The 17,813-nt window shown below is 69.0% G+C and carries 18 protein-coding genes and 1 tRNA gene; 14 read left to right on the forward strand and 5 right to left on the reverse strand.

The genetic code is table 11. The features are described 5' to 3' along the window. Nucleotides 1-7 precede the first annotated feature (7 nt). The 3 genes from EJP67_RS20975 to rbsD are packed head-to-tail and all read left to right on the forward strand — an operon-like array spanning nucleotide 8 to nucleotide 2,468. Nucleotides 8-1,105, forward strand: coding sequence for a LacI family DNA-binding transcriptional regulator (locus EJP67_RS20975; protein WP_126023639.1), 1,098 nt, complete (start codon nucleotides 8-10; stop codon nucleotides 1,103-1,105). After that, nucleotides 1,102-2,079, forward strand: coding sequence for a ribokinase (gene rbsK, locus EJP67_RS20980; RefSeq protein WP_126023640.1), 978 nt, complete (start codon nucleotides 1,102-1,104; stop codon nucleotides 2,077-2,079). The genes EJP67_RS20975 and rbsK overlap by 4 nt, the downstream gene beginning before the upstream one ends. Then, complete coding sequence (gene rbsD, locus EJP67_RS20985) at nucleotides 2,076-2,468, forward strand: D-ribose pyranase (protein WP_126023641.1); 393 nt, start codon at nucleotides 2,076-2,078, stop codon at nucleotides 2,466-2,468. Before rbsK ends, rbsD begins: the two co-directional genes overlap by 4 nt. 22 nt (nucleotides 2,469-2,490) lie before the next feature. Here the strand turns inward: rbsD and EJP67_RS20990 are convergent, their stop codons facing one another. Next, nucleotides 2,491-3,378, reverse strand: a complete 888-nt coding sequence (locus EJP67_RS20990; RefSeq protein WP_126023642.1) for an MOSC domain-containing protein — start codon at nucleotides 3,376-3,378, stop codon at nucleotides 2,491-2,493. A gap of 118 nt (nucleotides 3,379-3,496) precedes the next feature. Between EJP67_RS20990 and EJP67_RS20995 the strand changes: the two genes are divergently transcribed. Genes EJP67_RS20995 through EJP67_RS21005 form a run of 3 tightly spaced genes read left to right on the forward strand, consistent with a single transcriptional unit; the run spans nucleotide 3,497 to nucleotide 7,221 of the window. Further along, nucleotides 3,497-4,624 carry an FAD-dependent monooxygenase gene (locus EJP67_RS20995; protein WP_126023643.1) on the forward strand — a complete coding sequence of 376 codons (1,128 nt, stop codon included), beginning with the start codon at nucleotides 3,497-3,499 and terminating at the stop codon, nucleotides 4,622-4,624. 45 nt (nucleotides 4,625-4,669) lie between these two features. Then, complete coding sequence (locus EJP67_RS21000) at nucleotides 4,670-5,392, forward strand: DsbC family protein (protein ID WP_126023644.1); 723 nt, start codon at nucleotides 4,670-4,672, stop codon at nucleotides 5,390-5,392. Further along, on the forward strand, nucleotides 5,392-7,221 hold the full coding sequence (locus EJP67_RS21005; RefSeq protein WP_126023645.1) for a M61 family metallopeptidase: 1,830 nt from the start codon (nucleotides 5,392-5,394) through the stop codon (nucleotides 7,219-7,221). The genes EJP67_RS21000 and EJP67_RS21005 overlap by 1 nt, the downstream gene beginning before the upstream one ends. Here EJP67_RS21005 and EJP67_RS21010 read toward each other — a convergent pair. Further along, complete coding sequence (locus tag EJP67_RS21010) at nucleotides 7,218-7,808, reverse strand: DUF2325 domain-containing protein (RefSeq protein ID WP_240650733.1); 591 nt, start codon at nucleotides 7,806-7,808, stop codon at nucleotides 7,218-7,220. The genes EJP67_RS21005 and EJP67_RS21010 overlap by 4 nt on opposite strands. A gap of 133 nt (nucleotides 7,809-7,941) precedes the next feature. On the opposite strand from EJP67_RS21010, the gene EJP67_RS21015 reads away from it, so the two are divergent. After that, nucleotides 7,942-8,721, forward strand: a complete 780-nt coding sequence (locus EJP67_RS21015) for an enoyl-CoA hydratase (RefSeq protein WP_126023647.1) — start codon at nucleotides 7,942-7,944, stop codon at nucleotides 8,719-8,721. A gap of 16 nt (nucleotides 8,722-8,737) precedes the next feature. Here EJP67_RS21015 and EJP67_RS21020 read toward each other — a convergent pair whose 3' ends face one another. Continuing rightward, nucleotides 8,738-10,126: a hypothetical protein gene (locus EJP67_RS21020; protein WP_126023648.1), complete on the reverse strand. Its 1,389-nt coding sequence runs from the start codon at nucleotides 10,124-10,126 to the stop codon at nucleotides 8,738-8,740. Continuing rightward, on the reverse strand, nucleotides 10,123-10,791 hold the full coding sequence (locus EJP67_RS21025; protein WP_126023649.1) for a sigma-70 family RNA polymerase sigma factor: 669 nt from the start codon (nucleotides 10,789-10,791) through the stop codon (nucleotides 10,123-10,125). The genes EJP67_RS21020 and EJP67_RS21025 overlap by 4 nt, the downstream gene beginning before the upstream one ends. A gap of 135 nt (nucleotides 10,792-10,926) precedes the next feature. Between EJP67_RS21025 and EJP67_RS21030 the strand changes: the two genes are divergently transcribed. From EJP67_RS21030 to EJP67_RS21055, 6 genes are all read left to right on the forward strand, one after another. Beyond that, nucleotides 10,927-12,459 (forward strand): VWA domain-containing protein, encoded by a 1,533-nt coding sequence (locus tag EJP67_RS21030; RefSeq protein ID WP_126023650.1) that lies wholly within the window; start codon nucleotides 10,927-10,929, stop codon nucleotides 12,457-12,459. A 54-nt stretch (nucleotides 12,460-12,513) separates the two neighbouring features. Beyond that, nucleotides 12,514-12,590: transfer RNA gene (locus EJP67_RS21035), tRNA-Met, on the forward strand. An 81-nt stretch (nucleotides 12,591-12,671) separates the two neighbouring features. After that, on the forward strand, nucleotides 12,672-13,073 hold the full coding sequence (locus tag EJP67_RS21040; RefSeq protein WP_165909670.1) for a DUF2946 family protein: 402 nt from the start codon (nucleotides 12,672-12,674) through the stop codon (nucleotides 13,071-13,073). A 131-nt stretch (nucleotides 13,074-13,204) separates the two neighbouring features. Then, entirely contained in the window at nucleotides 13,205-13,822 is a 618-nt protein-coding gene (locus EJP67_RS21045; RefSeq protein ID WP_126023651.1) for an SCO family protein, read from the forward strand. 46 nt (nucleotides 13,823-13,868) lie between these two features. After that, nucleotides 13,869-14,348, forward strand: coding sequence for a copper chaperone PCu(A)C (locus EJP67_RS21050; protein ID WP_206169537.1), 480 nt, complete (start codon nucleotides 13,869-13,871; stop codon nucleotides 14,346-14,348). A gap of 269 nt (nucleotides 14,349-14,617) precedes the next feature. Continuing rightward, nucleotides 14,618-15,127: a hypothetical protein gene (locus tag EJP67_RS21055; RefSeq protein WP_240650734.1), complete on the forward strand. Its 510-nt coding sequence runs from the start codon at nucleotides 14,618-14,620 to the stop codon at nucleotides 15,125-15,127. 231 nt (nucleotides 15,128-15,358) lie between these two features. Here EJP67_RS21055 and EJP67_RS21060 read toward each other — a convergent pair whose 3' ends face one another. Next, nucleotides 15,359-16,999 (reverse strand): long-chain-fatty-acid--CoA ligase, encoded by a 1,641-nt coding sequence (locus tag EJP67_RS21060; protein WP_126023652.1) that lies wholly within the window; start codon nucleotides 16,997-16,999, stop codon nucleotides 15,359-15,361. Between the two features lie 122 nt (nucleotides 17,000-17,121). Between EJP67_RS21060 and EJP67_RS21065 the strand changes: the two genes are divergently transcribed. Further along, on the forward strand, nucleotides 17,122-17,793 hold the full coding sequence (locus tag EJP67_RS21065; RefSeq protein WP_126023653.1) for a nitroreductase: 672 nt from the start codon (nucleotides 17,122-17,124) through the stop codon (nucleotides 17,791-17,793). Nucleotides 17,794-17,813: the final 20 nt, after the last annotated feature.

Raw genomic sequence — 17,813 nt, forward strand, 5'->3', positions numbered from 1 at the left:
TAGAACCATGGCCACCATCAAGGACGTCGCGCTGAAGGCGGAGGTGTCGGTCACCACCGTCTCGCATGTGGTCAACGACACGCGCCACGTGAGCGCCAAGGTGCGCGAGCGGGTGGAGCTCGCCATCCGCGAGCTGGGCTACGTGCCCAACGCGATGGCGCGCAGCCTCAAGAGCAACACCACCTCGACGCTGGGCATGCTCATTCCCAACAGCTCCAACCCCTACTTCGCCGAGATCGTGCGCATCGTGGAAGACCGCTGCTTCGGCGCCGGCTACACGCTGGTGCTGTGCAACACCGACGACGAGCCCCGCCGCCAGAGCGTGTACCTGCAGGTGCTGGCCGAGCGCCGCATCGACGGGCTGATCGTGGTGTCGACCGGCGAGAGCGGCGACAACGACCTGGCGAAGCAGCTCAATGGCCTGCGCGTGCCGACCGTGCTGGTCGACCGCGAGATCGCCAACCCCGTGTGCGACCTGGTCGAGACCGCCCACATGCAGGGCGGCCTGCTCGCCGTGCGGCACCTGCTGTCGCTGGGCCACAAGCGCATCGCCTGCATCGGCGGGCCGGTGGGCGTGATGCCCAGCGAGCAGCGCATCGAAGGCTGGCGCATGGCGCTGGCCGAAGCCGGCGCCGCGCCCGGCATCGCCAGCACCGACTCGCTGCTGTGGCGCGGCGGCTTCACCAGCCAGGGCGGCTACGAGGCGATGCACGCCATCCTGCGCACCGAGCAGAAGCCCTCGGCCGTGTTCGTCTGCAACGACCTGATGGCCATCGGCGCATTGCGCGCGGCGCACGAGAGCGGCGTGCGCGTGCCCGACGAGCTCTCGATCGTCGGCTTCGACGACATCGAACTCTCTGCCTACACCAGCCCCGCGCTCACCACCGTGGCGCAACCCAAGGAGCGCATCGGCGCGCTGGCGGTCGACATGCTGCTGGAGCGCGTGGGCGGCAAGCGCCGCGACGCGCGCAAGGTGGTGCTGCAGCCCGAGCTGTGCGTGCGCGCCTCCACTGCGCGCCACGCGAGCTTCCGCGAAGCCCCCGCTCCCGCGCCGGCTGCCGCCGAAACGCCCTCCCAGCAACCCCGAAAGTCCCGCACCTCGTGAGCCTGAAGCCTTCTTCTAGCAGCAGCACCGATGGCCGTGCCGCGGCACCGCGCATCGTGGTGTTCGGCAGCCTCAACATGGACCTGGTCGTGCGCGTACCGCACGCGCCGGCCGCGGGCGAGACCCTGCTGGGCCATTCGATCGCCGACATTCCCGGCGGCAAGGGCGCCAATCAGGCGGTGAGCTGCGCGCGCCAGGGCGGCAGCGTGCGCATGATCGGCTGCGTCGGCGACGACGCGCATGGCAAGGCGCTGCGCGATTCGCTGGAGCGCGACGGCATCGACACCGCTTCCCTGCGCACCGTTGCGGGCGAGCCCACCGGCACCGCGCTGATCCTGGTGGAAGACAGCGGGCAGAACCGCATTGTGATGATCCCCGGCGCCAACGCCCGGCTGGAGGCCGACGAGGCCGCGCTGAAGCAGCAGGTGCAGGGCGCCGCCTTCCTGGTGGCGCAGTTCGAGACGCCGCTCGATCAGGTCGCCCGCGCCATCGCGGTGGCGCACGAGGCCGGCTGCAAGGTACTGCTGAACCCCTCGCCCGTGCAGGCCATCGCCGAGCCTCTGTGGCCGAAGATCGACACGCTGGTGGTCAACGAGATCGAGGCACAGACGCTGTGCGGCCAATCCGCCGACAGCCCCGAGGAGGCCGCGCATGCGGGCCAGGCACTGCGTGCCAAGGGCATCGCGCGCGTGGTCGTCACGCTGGGCTCGCGCGGCGCGGTGGCCGTCGATGCCGACGGCGCGCGCCACCATCCCGCGCCGCAGGTGCAGGCGGTCGACACGACGGCGGCCGGCGACACCTTCCTGGGCGCGCTCGCCGTCGCGCTGGGCGAAGGCCAGGGCTTCGACGAGGCCGTACGTCTCGGAATCCGCGCCGCGGCGCTGTGCATCCAGCAGCCGGGCGCCCAGCCTTCCATTCCGCAGCGCGAGGCCGTGCTGCGCAGCCCCATGCCCCCCGACTGGATCAAGCTTTGAAACGCACCGCCCTGCTGCACGCCGAACTCTCCCACGTGATCGCCTCGCTGGGCCACGGCGACATGCTCGTGCTCGGCGACGCCGGCCTGCCCATTCCCGACGGCCCGCGCCGCATCGACCTTGCGGTGGCGCGCGGCGTGCCGCAGCTCGACGAGGTGCTGCAGGCGGTGCTGTCGGAGATGCAGGTGGAAGCCATCGTGATTGCCGACGAGGCGCTCGGCGATGCGAAGAAGCTGCCCGGCTGGTATCCGCAGTCGCTGGGCATCGAGCCCCAGGCGGTGTCGCACGAAGAATTCAAGCGCCGCACCGCCAAGGCACGCGCGATGGTGCGCACGGGCGAATGCACGCCCTACGCCAACATCATCCTGATCGCAGGGGTGAAGTTCTGAGGCGCCAACCGGGCGCCGACTTTCATTCGAACTTGTAGTTCGCGCCCACCACCTGCCCCACCTTGAGCGTGTGCTCCACGCCCTGGATCACGATGCAGTTCATGCCGAAGGTGATGCCGCCATCCACGCGCGCGTCGGCGCGGTAGGTGCGCAGCGTGTTGCCGACCTCGGGGCTGCTCAGCGCAGTGGCCGGGTCGATGTCGGGAATCGGGCAGCGCGTGCAGGGCTTGACGGGCCGCAGCTCGGCCTCGCCCTCGCCGGTCGTGATGTGCAGCGCGTCGACGCGGTCCTCGTCGTGCGACTCGATGCCGGCGAGCACGATGTTCGGGCGGAAGCGCTCGATGCCCACGGCGCCATGGCCCTGCGCCGCGAGACGGTCGTTGAGCTCGGCGAGCGAGCCTTCGCTCGCCACCAGCAGCGCGTAGCCGTCGGCGAACTGCGTCTGCGCCTCCACGCCGTCGGTCCACTTCATGCTCGACAGGCGCCTGTGCTCGGGGTCGAAGCGCACCAGGCGCAAGGTCTGCGGCTTGCCGGGCTCCGAGAGGAAATCGCTGAACCATTGCGCGGCGATGTCGCCCATGTCGTAGGCGGCGACTTCGTCCTTCCACACGCGCACCCGCACCGGCTTCTCTACCCGGTCGAAGGCCAGGTGCAGCGCCAGCATGCCGGGCGCGCGCAGCACCACTTCGGTGTGCTTCATCTGCGGCTTGATCAGCGCCATGCGCGGCAGCTGCCGCTGGGTGACGAACTCGCCCTGCGCGTCGACCACCATCCAGGCGCGGTCGAACTCCAGCCCCGTCTCGGTCAGCAGCATTTCGGGAAGCTCGACGCCGGCGCAGGATTTCACTGGGTAGACGAACAGGCGCGAGATGGTGGCCTGGAGATCGAAGGCGGGCTGGGAAGCGGACACGGTGGGGTTTCCTTGGAATTCGGCCGCGATTGTCCCGTATCGCAGCGGCGGCAAGACCGTGGGCCACCGGGAAAAGACCCCGGGTCCGCGCCGGACGGGCAACTCCTACAATCCTTCGATGGCTCTCCCCCCAGAAGTTTGCATTCGCGGCGCCGGCATCGTCGGCCGTACGCTGGCCCTGCTGCTCGCACGCGAGCGCGTGCGCGTCGCGCTGGTGGTGCCGCCGGCCGCGCAGGGCAAGGAAGACATCCGCGCCTACGCGCTCAATACCGCCTCCCGCGCGCTGCTCGAATCGCTGCGCGCCTGGCCCGATGCGGCCCACGCTACGGCCGTGCGCGAAATGCTGGTGCATGGCGACGAAGGCGGCCGGGTGCAGTTCAGCGCCGCGCGCCAGAAGGTCGATGCACTGGCCTGGATCGTCGACGTGCCCGCGCTCGAAAAGCAGCTGGCCGACGCTGTGCGCTTCCAGCCCCAGATCGAAGTCGTGGCCGAGCCCGTGGCCGCGCCGCTGACCGTGGTGTGCGAGGGCAAGGCCAGCACCACGCGCGAGGCCCTCGGCGTGAGCTACGAGGTCACTCGCTATCCGCAGCACGCCATCGCGGCCCGGCTGGAAGCAGCGCAGTCGCACGACGGCATCGCGCGCCAGTGGTTCAACGACAAGGGCGAGGTGCTCGCGCTGCTGCCGCTGGACGGCACGCACGGCAGGACGGTCGCGCTGGTGTGGTCGACCGACCAGCTGCGCGCGCCGGGCCTGCTCGCGCAGGGCGACGAAGAGTTCGCCGTCGCGGTCACCGAGGCCAGCCACAACGCGCTCGGCGCGCTCCGGCTCACCAGCGAGCGCGCCGCCTGGCCGCTGGCCCGCGCCATCGCCGACCGCTGGACCGGTGCCATGCCCGGCCAGCCGAACCGCTCGTGGGCGCTGGCGGGCGACGCCGCGCACACGGTGCACCCGCTCGCCGGCCAGGGCCTGAACCTGGGACTGGCCGACGCCGCCGAGCTGGCCGGCGTGATCAAGAACCGCGACTACTGGCGCAGCGTGGGCGATGCTCGGCTGCTGCGCCGCTACGAGCGCGCCCGCCGCACCGACGTGCTGCAGATGAGCCTGGCGACCGACGGGCTGCAGCAGCTCTTCGCGCACGACCTGGGCCCGCTGCAGGCCTTGCGCAACTGGGGCATGCGCGGTTTCGACCGCACGCGCCTCGTCAAGCACTGGATCACCGCGCAGGCCATGGGCCTGAAGGCCTGAGGCCCTACCCTTCGACTGAATCCCGACCGAACAAACGGACTTCCGATGACACTCGTACGCAACCTTCTTCTCGCCGCCTGCACGCTCGGCGCGGTCGTGGCCGCCACCGCAGGCGAGGCCGAGATCCGCAAGAACCTGCCTTCGCGCATTCCGCAGTTCCCGGCCATCGACGAGGTGTCGAAGTCGCCGATCCCGGGTGTGTACGAAGTGCGCGTGAACGGCTCGCAGATCTTCTACACCGACGAGCAGGGCAACTACCTCTTCCAGGGCAACCTGATCGACGTGAAGGCGCGCAAGAACCTCACCGAGGAGCGCGTCGAGAAGCTCAGCGCCGTCGCCTTCGACCAGCTGCCGCTGAAGGACTCGATCAAGATCGTGCGCGGCAACGGCAAGCGCAAGCTCGCGGTGTTCGAAGACCCCAACTGCGGCTACTGCAAGCGCTTCGAGAAGGACATGAAGACTGTCGACAACGTCACCGTGTACCTGTTCCTGTACCCCGTGCTCGGCCCCGACTCGAACGTCAAGTCGCGCGACATCTGGTGCAGCAAGGACAAGGGCAAGGCCTGGAGCGACTGGATGGAGTCGAGCACCCGCCCGGCCACCGCGCCCTCGAGCTGCGACGTGACCGCGCTGCAGCGCAACGTCGACTTCGGCCGCAAGTACAACATCACCGGCACGCCCACGCTGATCTTCAGCGACGGCACGCGCACGCCGGGTGCCATTCCCGCGGAGCAGGTCGAGAAGCAACTCACCGCGTCGTCCAGCTGATGGCGACGAAAGCCCCAGCGCAGCACGCGGCAGGCGTGCACTACCGCGTCGAATGCGCCGACCCGCACGCGCATCTGTTCGGGGTCACACTCACCATCGACACGCCCGCCGCGCAGCAGCGCGTGTCGCTGCCGGTATGGATTCCTGGCAGCTACCTGGTGCGCGAATTCGCGAAGAACCTGCAGGGCCTGCGCGCCACGCAGGGCCGCCGCAAGCCGGTGCTGACGCAACTCGACAAATGCAGCTGGCTGGTCGAATGCACACCCGGGCAGCCGCTGGTGCTGAACTACCAGGTCTGCGCGTACGACAACTCGGTGCGCACCGCCTGGCTCGACGCCGAGCGCGGCTTCTTCAACGGCACCAGCGTGTGCCTGCGCGTCGAGGGACAGACCGAATCGCCGCACGCGATGGAGATCGTCGCGCCCGCGCATGTCGATGGCGACAGCCCGCGCTGGTCGTGCGCCACCGCGCTCGTGCCGCTGAAGGCCGACAAGCACGGCTTCGGCAGCTACATCGCCTCGGGCTATGACGAACTGGCCGACAGCCCGGTGGAAATGGGCGCCTTCTGGAGCGCCGACTTCGAAGCCTGCGGCGTGCCGCACCGCTTCGTGGTGGCCGGCGCGGCCGCCTCGTTCGACGGCGACAGGCTCATCGCCGACACCAAGGCCATCTGCGAAGCCGAGATGCGCTTCTGGCACGGCGACAAGGTCGGCAAGCGCGGCGGTGCGAAGCCGCCGATCGACCGCTACGTGTTCATGCTCAACGTGGTCGACGAGGGCTATGGCGGGCTCGAGCATCGCCATTCCACCGCGCTGATCTGCAACCGGCGCGACCTGCCGCAACTGGGCGAGAAGAAGAAGCAGCCCGATGGCTACACCACGCTGCTGGGGCTCGTCAGCCACGAGTACTTCCACACCTGGAACGTCAAGCGCATGCGGCCGGCGGAGTTCGCGCGCTACGACTACAGCCAGGAGAACTACACACAGCTGCTGTGGTTCTTCGAAGGCTTCACCAGCTACTACGACGACCTGCTGCTGCGCCGCGCCGGGCGCATCGACGACGCGGGCTACCTGCGGCTGCTTAACAAGACGATCAACCAGGTCATGCAGACGCCGGGCCGGCTGGTGCAGCCGGTGGCCGACGCGAGCTTCGACGCCTGGGTCAAGTACTACCGCCAGGACGAGCAGACGCCCAACAGCACGGTGAGCTACTACACCAAGGGCGCGCTGGTGGCGCTGTGCCTCGATCTCACGCTGCGCCACGAAGGCAAGGGCACGCTCGACGACGTGATGCGCCACCTGTGGAAGCACAGCGAGGGCGGGCCGATCAGCGAGGAAGACATCGCAGCCGCGCTCGAAGCGGTGGGCGGCCGCTCGTACAGGCCGGAACTGGCGCGCTGGGTGCATTCGACGGAAGAGCTCCCGCTCTCGCTGCTGCTGCGCTCGCACGGCGTGGCCACGCTCGAAGACCCGTCTCAGCCGGCGCAGGCGCTGGGCCTGCGCGTGGCCGAAGCCAACGGCGGTGTGCAGCTGAAGGTGGTGCTGCGCGGCGGCGCCGCCGAGAAGGCCGGCTTCTCTGCCAACGACGAGTGGATCGGCATCGAGCTGCCCGCATCCGGCAGAAAGGGCCAGCAGCGACCGGCGCAGGCCTGGCGCATCGCCAAGCTCGACGACCTGGCGCTCTACCTGGGCGATGCCACGAAGTGCACCGCCATCGTGGCGCGCGACCGCAAGCTGATCAGGCTACCGCTGGCGCTGCCGACCGGGGTGACCACCTGGCGGCTGTTCTCGCACGATGCCGGCAAAGTGACGGGCTGGCTGGGCGGCTAACCGTTTTCTCCTGCCGCCACGGGGTGGCGCACGAACATCATCGGCTGGGGTTCGCCCACCAGCACGCAGGGCTTGCCGGTGCGCCGGCAGTGGTCCTGCACGCGCCAGTAGGCGCCGTGGCTCACGCACCCGGTCTGGCAGATCACGAGATCGGCCGCGCGCAGGCTGGCTTCGAGCGCGGCGTCGTCCGCCTCGTCGCCGCCGTCGTGATGCAGGTAGCGGCCACCGGCGATCTCCACCAGTTGGCGCGCGAGCGAGGCCGGCGCCTCGTCGCCCTGCCCCACGCACAGCACCGCCTTCTCGCGCAGATCGGCCGGCGCAGGTGCCCCCGACGGCTTCAGGTGGCGCTTGCTGCCCGGCATAAGCAGCGCATGCAGCCGCTTCGGCAGCGCACCGCCCGCGGAGGCTCGCGCCGCGAGCTCCTCGCGCACGATGGCGATGGCCGAATCCCGCGCCACCAGCGCGCCGCGCAGCCGCACGATCTGCGCTTCGAGCTTTTCGACCAGGGCTGCCTGCTCGACCAGCAGGCGCGAGCAGCGCTCCTGAACGCGGGCATAGGCCCGCAGCAACACGGCATGTTCTTGCATCGGGAACTCCATGGCGGGCATTCTAGATGAGAGCAATTCTCAATTGAAGCAATCCGCAGCGGATCACCCGCCGGCCATGCTGGGTATAGTGAAGCGCGTTTTTCTTCCCCTTTCCCGTTCCCCCGGAGACACCATGAGCTACGAAAACATCGAAGTGCGGACCGAAGCAGGCAAGGTCGGCATCATCACCCTCAACCGCCCCAAGGCCCTGAACGCGCTGAACGACGCGCTCATGACCGAGCTGGGCCAGGCGCTCAAGGCCTTCGACGCCGACGACGCCATCGGCTGCATCATCCTCACGGGCAGCGAGCGCGCCTTCGCCGCCGGCGCCGACATCGCGGCGATGGCCAAGTACAGCTTCATCGACACCTACAAGGGCGACTACATCACCCGCAACTGGGAAACCATCCGCTCCATCCGCAAGCCGGTGATCGGCGCGGTGGCCGGCTTCGCGCTGGGCGGCGGCTGCGAGTTGGCGATGATGTGCGACTTCATCATCGCGGCCGACAACGCCAAGTTCGGCCAGCCCGAGATCAAGATCGGCGTGATCCCCGGCGCCGGCGGCACGCAGCGCCTGCCGCGCGCGGTGGGCAAGAGCAAGGCCATGGACATGGTGCTCACCGCCCGCATGATGGATGCGGCCGAAGCCGAGCGCGCCGGCCTCGTCAGCCGCGTGGTGCCCTTCGAGAAGCTCGCCGACGAGGCGCTGGGCGCGGCGCTGGTGATCTGCGGCTTCTCGCAGATCTCGGTGATGGCGGCCAAGGAATCGGTCAACCGCGCCTTCGAGAGCGGCCTGAGCGACGGCGTGATGTTCGAGCGCCGCCTGTTCCACGCGCTGTTCGCCACGCAGGACCAGAAGGAAGGCATGGACGCCTTCCTGACCAAGCGCCAGCCCGACTTCAAGAACGCCTGACGGCGGAATTGCTCAGTCAGCGCTGCAGCAGCGAACGCAGCGCGTCGAGCGCCTGGGCCGGCGGCGTGCCGACCAGCGCCGCGCCGCCGGGCTGCGGCGTCCAGCGCACCTGGTCGCCGGCGATCTCCAGCACCGCGACCAGCGACTTGCCCCGATAGAGCTCGAGCCGCGCCTCGACCGGCGCGGCCAGCGGCTCGTCGGGCGCCGTGGCCGATCGCGCCACGGTGCCCACCAGCGCCGCCAAGCCTTCGATGTCGCCGCGCTCGCGGCGCACGCTCTCGCCGTTGCGCGTGAAGCCCAGGGAAGTCCAACGATCCAGGGCCGAGAAAGACGCCGCGCCTCGCGGCGCGATGGCCTTGGCCGCCGAAGGAGCCGGTGCGGATGGACGCACCGCGCCGGAGGCACCCGCGCGGGCGTTGTCCTGCTGGGCGAGCGCAGGCGCAGAGTCCTGGAGCGGTTCGCGATACGTCGGCGCGGCGCCGGGTGCGGGCGCAGGAACGACGGCTGACGGCGGCACTGCCGGGGCGGCCGCCGCGTAGGCACGGCGCCGCTGTTCGCCTTCCACCTGCGCTTCCCGACGCTCGTCGCGCGCGATGGGCGTGGGCAGCGGTGCCGGCGCAGCCTGCTCGGCCACGGCCGGAGGCGGCGGAGCGGGTGCGATCGACGCAGATGGCGCGGGCGGCGCGACGGGAGCCGGAGCAACAGGCGCGGCAGGCGCCGCCTGCAACAGCGGAGGCGCCGGCTCTGCTTTCCGCACGGCATCCGCGCTAGCCGTGTTGGCGGCCTCCTTGGGTGCCCGTTTGGCGGACGAGTCTGCCGACTCGCGCGCAATCCTGGCACGCGGTCCCGATTCGGGCGCTGCTGCTGCGGGCGCTCTTGCGGGTGCCGGCGCTGCTGCTGCGGGCGCTCTTGCGGGTGCCGGCGCTGCTGCTGCGGGTACCGCCTGCGTCTCTGCCTGCGCGGCGGCAGCCTCTGCGGGAGGCTCGGCTGGCTTCGGTGCAGCAGGTGCAGGCGGCGCGACAGGCGCTTGTGCCGGAGCCGGTGCAGTCGCTTCCCCCACCCGCGCCTCGCCATCGAGTCGCGCATCCGGCACGGGCTCCTTGTGCCAGAGCACCGTCACGAAGGCGGCAACCAGCACGGTGGCGAAGGCGGCATTCCACGGCATGCGCGCATGCGGCCCGCCGCCACCGAAGAGACGGCGCCACCAGGGCGCTGCGCTCGCGTTGTTGGCTGCGGGGCCTGCGTTGGCAGGCGCGGCGGCGAGGTTGTGCGCCATCTTCAGGATCGCCTCGCGCGTGCGCGGATGGGGCGTGGCCTCGCTGTCTGGCGCATGGTCGAGCGCGCGGCGCAACGCCGGGTCGCGCAGGTCGTCGAACCCGGAGTTGTCGTTGTTGCCGCCGCTCATGCCCGCTTCTCCAGCACCGACAGGTAGCGCTCCATGCAGCCGCGCAGTTTCTGCAGTCCGTAGCGCAGCCTGCTGCGTACGGTCTCGAAGCCGATCTCCAGGCTCGCGGCCAGCGCCTCGACGGTCAGGCCGTCTTCATGGTGCAGCAGGAACGCGGCGCGCTGCTCGGCCGGGAGTTCGTCCAGGCACGCGAGCAGGCGTCGGCCGGCGGCGCGCCAGAACGCGAGCTCCTCGGCCGAGGGATGCGATGCCGCATCGGCTGCCGCGCCGCGCACGCCGTGTTCGAGCGTGGGCACGGGGCTGTCGTCATCGTCCGCATGCGCTTGGAGCGTCACTTCGCGCCCGCTCACGCGCAGGCGGTCCATGGCCAGGTTGTGCGCGATGGTGAAGGCCCAGGTGCGCCACGTCGCGCCCTGCGGCGAGAAGCTCTCGCGCGCCGAGATGATCCGCACCCAGGTGTCCTGGAACACTTCGTCGGCCTGCGCCGCGAGCCGCGCACCCAGCAGACGCTTGACGAAGCGGAACAGCCCGCCCTCGTGGCGCGCATAGAGCACGTCGAACGCGGCAGCGTCGCCCTGCGCGTAGGCCAGCATCAACTGATCGTCGGGCATGGCCTGGCGCTCGGGGGCGTTCTTGGCTGAAGGGGCGCGGGGAAGCGCGGACATCGGAGGATTTTCACCCGAGCTTGTACGGGCGAAGAGGCGCACCGGGGTTCGAGGCGGCAAAAAATTCGCCGCCGGCTAACCCCGACGGCGCAAGCAGGCCGTATCAGCCAGCACCCAACCACCCGGAGTGCTTCCATGACCCAGCCTTTCGTTTACCGGTTCAGCCGCCCGCTCGTCGTGCTGCTGTGCGCCCAGCTGCTGCTGGGCGCCAGCGGCGCCACCGAAATGCCCGCCATCGGAAGCTCCGTGCGCTGGCCGACGCCCGCGCCCGACAGCCGCACGCTGCCGACGCAGACGGTGCCGAACTTCGATGCCCCTTCCGCCACGCACTGCGCACGGCCGGTGCGGACCTACGAGACGCCGGGCATGCCGCGCGTGTCGGGCGCGCGGGAAGAGCGCAGGTACGCCGAGCTGTCGAAGGAATACAGGGCGAGCCCTGCGGTCGTGCCTTCGCCCACGACGCCAAAGCCGATGGCGACGCCAGCGGCCAAGTCGGCACCGGCTGGAGCGGCTCTCGCGGATGCCATCGCGGAGGCGCCGCCGGCCCCGGTAGCACCCGTCGCGCCCGCCCCCGCGGCTCGCGCGGCCGGCGAGCTTCAAGCGCCTGTGCAAGCCCAGCGCCCGGCCAACGAACCCGTCACCGCCGGCATGGTCGACGACAACGCCGACTTCAGCGAATACCTGGCCTTCCACGGCCGCACGCAGGTTCCCCATCGCGAGCGCGACATCAGCGTGCGCTACCTGCTGCAGGTGCGCGATGCGCGCGGCGCGGTGGTGCCCGATGCCGAAGTGGCCGTGCAGGCCGCCAACGGCGCCGCCATGTGGGCCCGCACCGATTCGGGCGGGCGCGCGTGGCTGCATCCGAACGCCTTCGACAAGGCGCAGAGCGCGGTCTATGAAGTCACCGTGCGCAAGAACGGCCGCCAGAGCACCGTTTTTCTGCAGCGCGGCCAGAAGAACGCGGTCGACGTGGTGCTGGGCGGCAAGCCGGGCGCCGTGCCCGCGCGCGCGAGGCTCGACCTGGTCTTCCTGATCGACGCCACCGGCTCGATGGATGACGAGATCGCCAAGCTCAAGGCCACCCTGCGCACCATCGCCGACCAGGTCGCCAGGCTGCCCAGCCGCCCCGACACCTGCTTCGGCCTCGTGGCGTATCGCGACCGCGGCGACGAGTTCCTCGTGCGCCGCCACGACTTCACCAACGACCTCGACGGCTTCCAGGGCGTGCTGGACGCGCTGCGCGCCGCGGGCGGCGGCGACTACCCGGAGGCGATGAACGAGGCGCTCAACGAAACCGTCCACAAGCTGAGCTGGCGCGGCAACGACACCACGCGCCTCGTGGTGCTTCTGGCCGACGCGCCGCCGCACCTCGACTACGGCGGCCCGCAATACGACGACGACATGGTCGCCGCGCTGGGCAAGGGCATCAAGGTGTTCAGCGTGGGCGCATCGGGCCTGGACAAGCAGGGCGAATACATCCAGCGCCAGATTGCGCAGTACACCGGCGGGCGCTTCGTGTTCCTCACCTACAAGGACGCGGCCAACCCGGCGAGCGGCCCGGGAACGCAGACCGTGCACGACGTCGGCAACTATTCTGTGCAGACGCTGGACAAGCTGATCGTGCGGCTGGTTTCCGAAGAATTGGGCAGGTTGCCGTCGGGTGGTTGAGCGGCCGCAAAAGTCTGGGCTATAATCGCGGGCTCGGTGAGCAACACACCGAACGGCTCTTTAGCTCAGTCGGTTAGAGCGATGGAATCATAATCCACAGGTCCGCGGTTCGAGTCCGTGAAGAGCCACCAAAACAACCGAAAAAGCCTTGCAGGTCAACGACTTGCAAGGCTTTTTTCTTTGCCGCGCGAGGCTGGCCGATAATCCGGACGATGCCTGCGCCACCCCTTCGACCCACGCCTGACCGCCTCGGCAAGGGATTGCGGCGCCCGGCCGCCGGGCTGATCCGGTGGGTGCTGCTGTGGTTCGCGCTGTCGCTCGGCGCGGCCGTCGCCTCCCCGCTCGTGCATCCGCAGGCGGTAGAACTGGTCTGCTCGAACGCCGGATCGCTCAAGGCCATCGTGCACACCGACGACGGCGCGCAGGAGCTGGGCGCGGGCCACATGGACTGCCCGCTGTGCGTGCTCACCGGCGCCCCGCCGGCGACCACGCCCATCGTCGAGCTGCCGGTGCTCCCGCCAGCGGCCCGCGTGCCACGGCCGACTCCGTCCGCGCACATCGCAGCAGCCACCGCGGCGCCGCTGCCGGCACGCGGGCCTCCCTCGCTCCTCTGAGGCTTCTTCCCCAGTTCCCGCACGCGTGATGCCGCGGCGGGCCTCCATACGAGGCCTGTCGCTCATCCATCGCATGCGCTTGTGCAACGAATCCATCGGCGCCCGGACAGGCGCCGGAGCGAGTCCATTCAATGACCATAAAAGAATCCAGCCAGCCGACGCGTCGCCGCCTGCTGCTCTCAGGCGGCAGCCTCGCCGCGCTCACGACCCTCGCGGCCTGCGACAAGGTGCTGCCCACCCGCTTCAACGGCGTCGACATCACCGGCGCCAGCTACGCGACAGACTTCCGCCTGACCGACGCCGACGGCCGCGAGCGCACGCTGGCCGACTTCAAGGGCAAGGCCGTGATGATGTTCTTCGGCTTCACCCAATGCCCCGACGTCTGCCCCACCGCTCTCGTGCGCGCGGCCGAGATCAGAAAGCTGCTCGGCAGCGACGGCGAGCGCCTGCAGGTGATCTTCGTCACAGTCGATCCCGAGCGCGACTCGCCCGTCGTGCTCAAGGCCTACACGCAGGCCTTCGACCCGAGCTTCATCGGCCTGTACGGCGACATGCAGCGAACCAGCGAGACCGCGAAGGACTTCAAGGTGTTCTACCGGAAGGTGCCCACCGGCTCCTCGTACACCATGGACCATTCGGCCTTCAGCTATGTGTTCGACCCCAAGGGCAAGATCCGCATCGTGCTGCGCCACGAGCAGAGCGCGCAGGAGTGCGCCGAAGACCTGCGCAAGATCCTGCGGTCCGCCTGAGGGCCTGCGCCATCGCACACAGATTCAAACCAAGGAGATCAAGATCATGAAGAACCGTATCGCACACATCCTCGCCATCACCAGCGCCGCGCTGCTCACCGCGCATGCGGCGAACGCGCAGGTCACCGTCAAGGACGCATGGGTGCGCGCCACCGTGCCGCAGCAGAAGGCCACCGGCGCGTTCATGCAGCTCAGCGCCGCGAAAGACACGAAGCTGGTCTCGGCCAGCTCGCCCGTCACGCCGGTCGTCGAAGTGCACGAGATGGCCATGCAGGACAACGTGATGCGCATGCGCCAGATCCCCGAGCTCGAGCTGCCGGCCGGCAAGACCGTCGAGCTCAAGCCCGGCGGCTATCACGTGATGCTGCTCGACCTCAAGCAGCAGGTGAAGGAAGGCGACACCGTACCGCTCACGCTCACTTTCGAGGGCAAGGACGGCGAGCGCGAGACGCTGGAGGTGAAGGCGCCGGTGCGGGCGCTGAATGCCTCGGCGCAGCCGGCGGGGCATGGCGGGCACAAGCACTGAATCCGCCCCGCGCGGCCAGCCACCCTTGCGCCGGGACAGGCCAGAGGGAATACCCTTTTTCGGTGATGGCGCTCACCCCCGGAGATCAGAAGAATTGTTGACAAATATTCACAATCCATCCCCTCGCCGGCCGGCTCCTTCGTGGGCCGGGGTTCCCCGGGGCGCATGAGTTGTCCAGGGTGCCGGGAGGCGATCTCGCCGTCCCGGCTCCGGCTGGTCGGCACGGCGCGGCATCGAAGGCCGAGGGAGGTGATCACAGGGGTCCTTCAGTGCCGCTCAGATACCTTCTCCATCTGGAGCATGCCAACCTGCCGATGCACGTGACCGACGCGCAGGACGTGCGGCGCGTGTCCGTCCTGAAGGCCACCGGCCTCATCGAAGCGGCCATCGATCCGGCCTTCGACACCGACCACGGCAGCTACAGGCTGGCGCAGGCGGCGCTGGTGGTCTGCATCACGGAGGAAGGGCATGCCGAGATCGAAAAGCTGCGCGGCCACCGCGGCGGCACCGACCCGGCATCGAGAAGAAAGAAGGCGAAGACGCGCCTGGAGCCACTGGACTACCTGCGCGCCATAGAACGTTCGGCCTTCCCCCTGCGGGTGGAGGATCCGCAGGAGATCAGCTGCGTCGACGTACTGAAGCAGGCCGGGTTCGTCGATGCGGCCATCAGCCCCGGGCTCGCCTGGAAGGACGCTGACGGATCGCCGCAGGAGCTCGCCGTGATCCGGCGCATCACACCGTTCGGACGGGCGCAACTCGCGCGTGGCGCCGCCAAGTAGTTTCGCGGCATCCGGAAGATCGCGAACGGGCCGGCATGCGCCGAGCCCTCCGGTTTGCATACATTCGCGCGAGCCCTGGGCCTTTGGTCTACACGCGGCGAGCACACCGATCCGGGTGCCTATTCAAGAGGCAACGTGGTGGGAAGCCACGCCAGTTCTCGCTCCGCCTCCCAGCCTCCACCCACAACTCACAGAGTTGTCCACAGAAAAATCTAACAAGTCACTGAACTGTCAAACGGATGTCGTCGCAACGTAACCTTTGAACTGTTCGCGCAGCTTTGTCTTCAGCAATTTGCCGGTGGCCGTATGCGGCAGGCTGTCGACGAAGACCACGTCTTCCGGTAGCCACCATTTCACGACGCGCTCGGCGAGGAATGTGAGCAGTTCCTCGCGAGTGGCTTCCATGCCCGCACGCTTCACCACGATGAGCAGCGGACGCTCCTGCCACTTCGGATGCGCGATGCCGATCACCGCCGCCTCGGCCACCGCGGGGTGCAGGCTCGCCGCGTTCTCGAGGTCGATGGACGAGATCCACTCGCCGCCCGACTTGATGACGTCCTTCGCGCGATCGACCAGCTGCACGTAGCCGTCCTCGTCGATGTTGGCCACGTCGCCCGTCGGAAAGAATCCTTCGGCATCGAGCACCGATCCGCCCTCGCCCTTGAAGTAACCGCTCGCGATCCACGGACCGCGCACGTGCAGATGGCCGAAGGCCTTGCCGTCGTGCGGCAGGCGCTGGCCGTCTTCTCCCACGATCTTCAGCTCCACGCCCCACACGCCGCGGCCCTGGCGCATCTTCACGCGCGTCTGCTCTTCTTTGGGCATCGAGAGGTGCTTGGGCAGCAGGTTGCCGATCACGCCGATGGGGCTGGTCTCGGTCATGCCCCAGCCCTGCACGAAGTCGGCGCCGAAGTCGCGCTCGAAGCGCTCGATCATGCTGCGTGGCGTGGCGGCGCCGCCCACGCCGATGCGCTTGAGGCCGATGGCGCGCGTGTCGATCTCGGGGTGCGCGTCGAAGTACTGGAACAGCATCAGCCAGATGGTGGGTACGGCCTGCGAGAAGCCGACCTTCTCGTCGCGCATGAGCTCATACAGGCTCTGGCCGTCCATGTGCGGGCCGGGCATGACCAGCTTCATGCCGGTCATCGCCGCCGCATACGGCATGCCCCATGCGTTGGCGTGGAACATCGGCACCGCGAGCAGCAGCGTCATCTGCGAGTTGACGCCGAAGGTGTCGGGCGCGCACTCCATCAGCGAGTGCAGCACGGTGGAGCGATGCGAATACAGCACACCCTTCGGATTGCCCGTGGTGCCCGAGGTGTAGCAAAGCGACGATGCGGTGCGCTCGTCGAACTCGGGCCACTCGTACTGCTCGCTCTGCGAGCCGACGAGTTCGTCGAAGCACAGCAGGTTGGGCACGTCGATGGCCGGCATGTGCGCGCGGTCGGTCATTGCGATGAAGGCGCGCACCGACTTCAGCGCGGGCGCGAGCTTCTCCACCAGCGGCGCGAAGGTGGTGTCGAAGAACAGCACCTTGTCCTCGGCGTGGTTGACGATGTAGTCGATCTGCTCCGGAAAGAGCCGCGGGTTCACCGTGTGGAGCACAGCGCCTGAGCCCGACACGCCGAAGTACAGCGCCAGATGCCGCCAGGTGTTCCACGCGAGCGTGCCCACGCGGTCGCCGCTCTCGATGCCCAACGTCTTCAGCGCATTGGCCACCTGCTTGGCGCTGCGCTGAATCTGCGCGTAGTCGGTGCGGTGCACCGGTCCCTCGACGGTGCGGCCCACGATCTCCGCATGCGGATGAAAGGTGGCCGCGTAGTCGATGAGCGACGAGATCAGCAGCGGGCGGTCTTGCATCAATCCGAACATGTCTTGTCTCCTGTACGCTGGCCGGATGCTAGGCAGCGGCCATGCCGTGCGGCATCGTCGGAAGAGACGATTGAGGCCATCCGAGGGTTGCCCCTAGCATCGACCCCCAAGAGGACTTTGGAATGAACGTTCAGGACGCCATCGCCACCCGCCGCTCGGTGCGCGAGTTTCTCGACACGCCCGTCTCCGGCGAAGTCATCCGCCGCGTGATCGAACAGGCGCTGCGCGCGCCTTCGGGCGGCAACCTGCAGCCCTGGCACCTGCACGTGGTGGGTGGCGAGAAGCTCGCAGAGCTCAAGGCCATCATGCGCACGCGCGTGAAGGAAGCGCCCGCCGGCGAAGGCAGCGAGTACGACATCTACCCGCGCGAGCTGGTCGCGCCCTACCGCGACCGCCGCTTCGCAGTGGGCGAGGCGATGTACGCGCGCCTGGGCATTCCGCGCGAGGACAAGGCCGCGCGCCGCGAATGGTTCGCGCGCAACTACCAGTTCTTCGGCGCGCCGCTCGCGCTCTTCTGCAGCGTCGACCGCCGCATGGGCCCGCCGCAGTGGTCCGACCTGGGCATGCTGCTGCAGAACGTGATGCTGCTTCTGCGCGCCGAAGGCCTGGACAGCTGCCCGCAGGAATGCTGGGCGATCTACCCGCAGACCATCGGCAGCTTCATCGGCCTGCCGCCCGAGCGCATGCTCTTCACCGGCATGGCCATCGGCTACGCGGACCGCAGCCGGCCGCTCGATGCGCTGGTCACCGAGCGCGCAACGCTGTCGGAGGTGGCGGAGTTCATCGGCATCTGAGCGCGATGCTCGCAGCGGAA

Source organism: Variovorax guangxiensis, from assembly GCF_003952165.1.
Classification (GTDB): Bacteria; Pseudomonadota; Gammaproteobacteria; order Burkholderiales; family Burkholderiaceae_C; genus Variovorax; species Variovorax guangxiensis.

Bases quoted from the DNA above. Each gene is read 5' to 3' on its own strand.
- EJP67_RS20975 (WP_126023639.1), top strand. From the start codon at position 8: ATGGCCACCATCAAGGACGTCGCGCTGAAGGCGGAGGTGTCGGTCACC.
- EJP67_RS20995 (WP_126023643.1), top strand. From the start codon at position 3,497: ATGGCTCTCCCCCCAGAAGTTTGCATTCGCGGCGCCGGCATCGTCGGC.
- EJP67_RS21000 (WP_126023644.1), top strand. From the start codon at position 4,670: ATGACACTCGTACGCAACCTTCTTCTCGCCGCCTGCACGCTCGGCGCG.
- EJP67_RS21005 (WP_126023645.1), top strand. From the start codon at position 5,392: ATGGCGACGAAAGCCCCAGCGCAGCACGCGGCAGGCGTGCACTACCGC.
- EJP67_RS21010 (WP_240650733.1), bottom strand. From the start codon at position 7,808: ATGCAAGAACATGCCGTGTTGCTGCGGGCCTATGCCCGCGTTCAGGAG.
- EJP67_RS21015 (WP_126023647.1), top strand. From the start codon at position 7,942: ATGAGCTACGAAAACATCGAAGTGCGGACCGAAGCAGGCAAGGTCGGC.
- EJP67_RS21020 (WP_126023648.1), bottom strand. From the start codon at position 10,126: ATGAGCGGCGGCAACAACGACAACTCCGGGTTCGACGACCTGCGCGAC.
- EJP67_RS21025 (WP_126023649.1), bottom strand. From the start codon at position 10,791: ATGTCCGCGCTTCCCCGCGCCCCTTCAGCCAAGAACGCCCCCGAGCGC.
- EJP67_RS21030 (WP_126023650.1), top strand. From the start codon at position 10,927: ATGACCCAGCCTTTCGTTTACCGGTTCAGCCGCCCGCTCGTCGTGCTG.
- EJP67_RS21040 (WP_165909670.1), top strand. From the start codon at position 12,672: ATGCCTGCGCCACCCCTTCGACCCACGCCTGACCGCCTCGGCAAGGGA.
- EJP67_RS21045 (WP_126023651.1), top strand. From the start codon at position 13,205: ATGACCATAAAAGAATCCAGCCAGCCGACGCGTCGCCGCCTGCTGCTC.
- EJP67_RS21050 (WP_206169537.1), top strand. From the start codon at position 13,869: ATGAAGAACCGTATCGCACACATCCTCGCCATCACCAGCGCCGCGCTG.
- EJP67_RS21060 (WP_126023652.1), bottom strand. From the start codon at position 16,999: ATGTTCGGATTGATGCAAGACCGCCCGCTGCTGATCTCGTCGCTCATC.
- EJP67_RS21065 (WP_126023653.1), top strand. From the start codon at position 17,122: ATGAACGTTCAGGACGCCATCGCCACCCGCCGCTCGGTGCGCGAGTTT.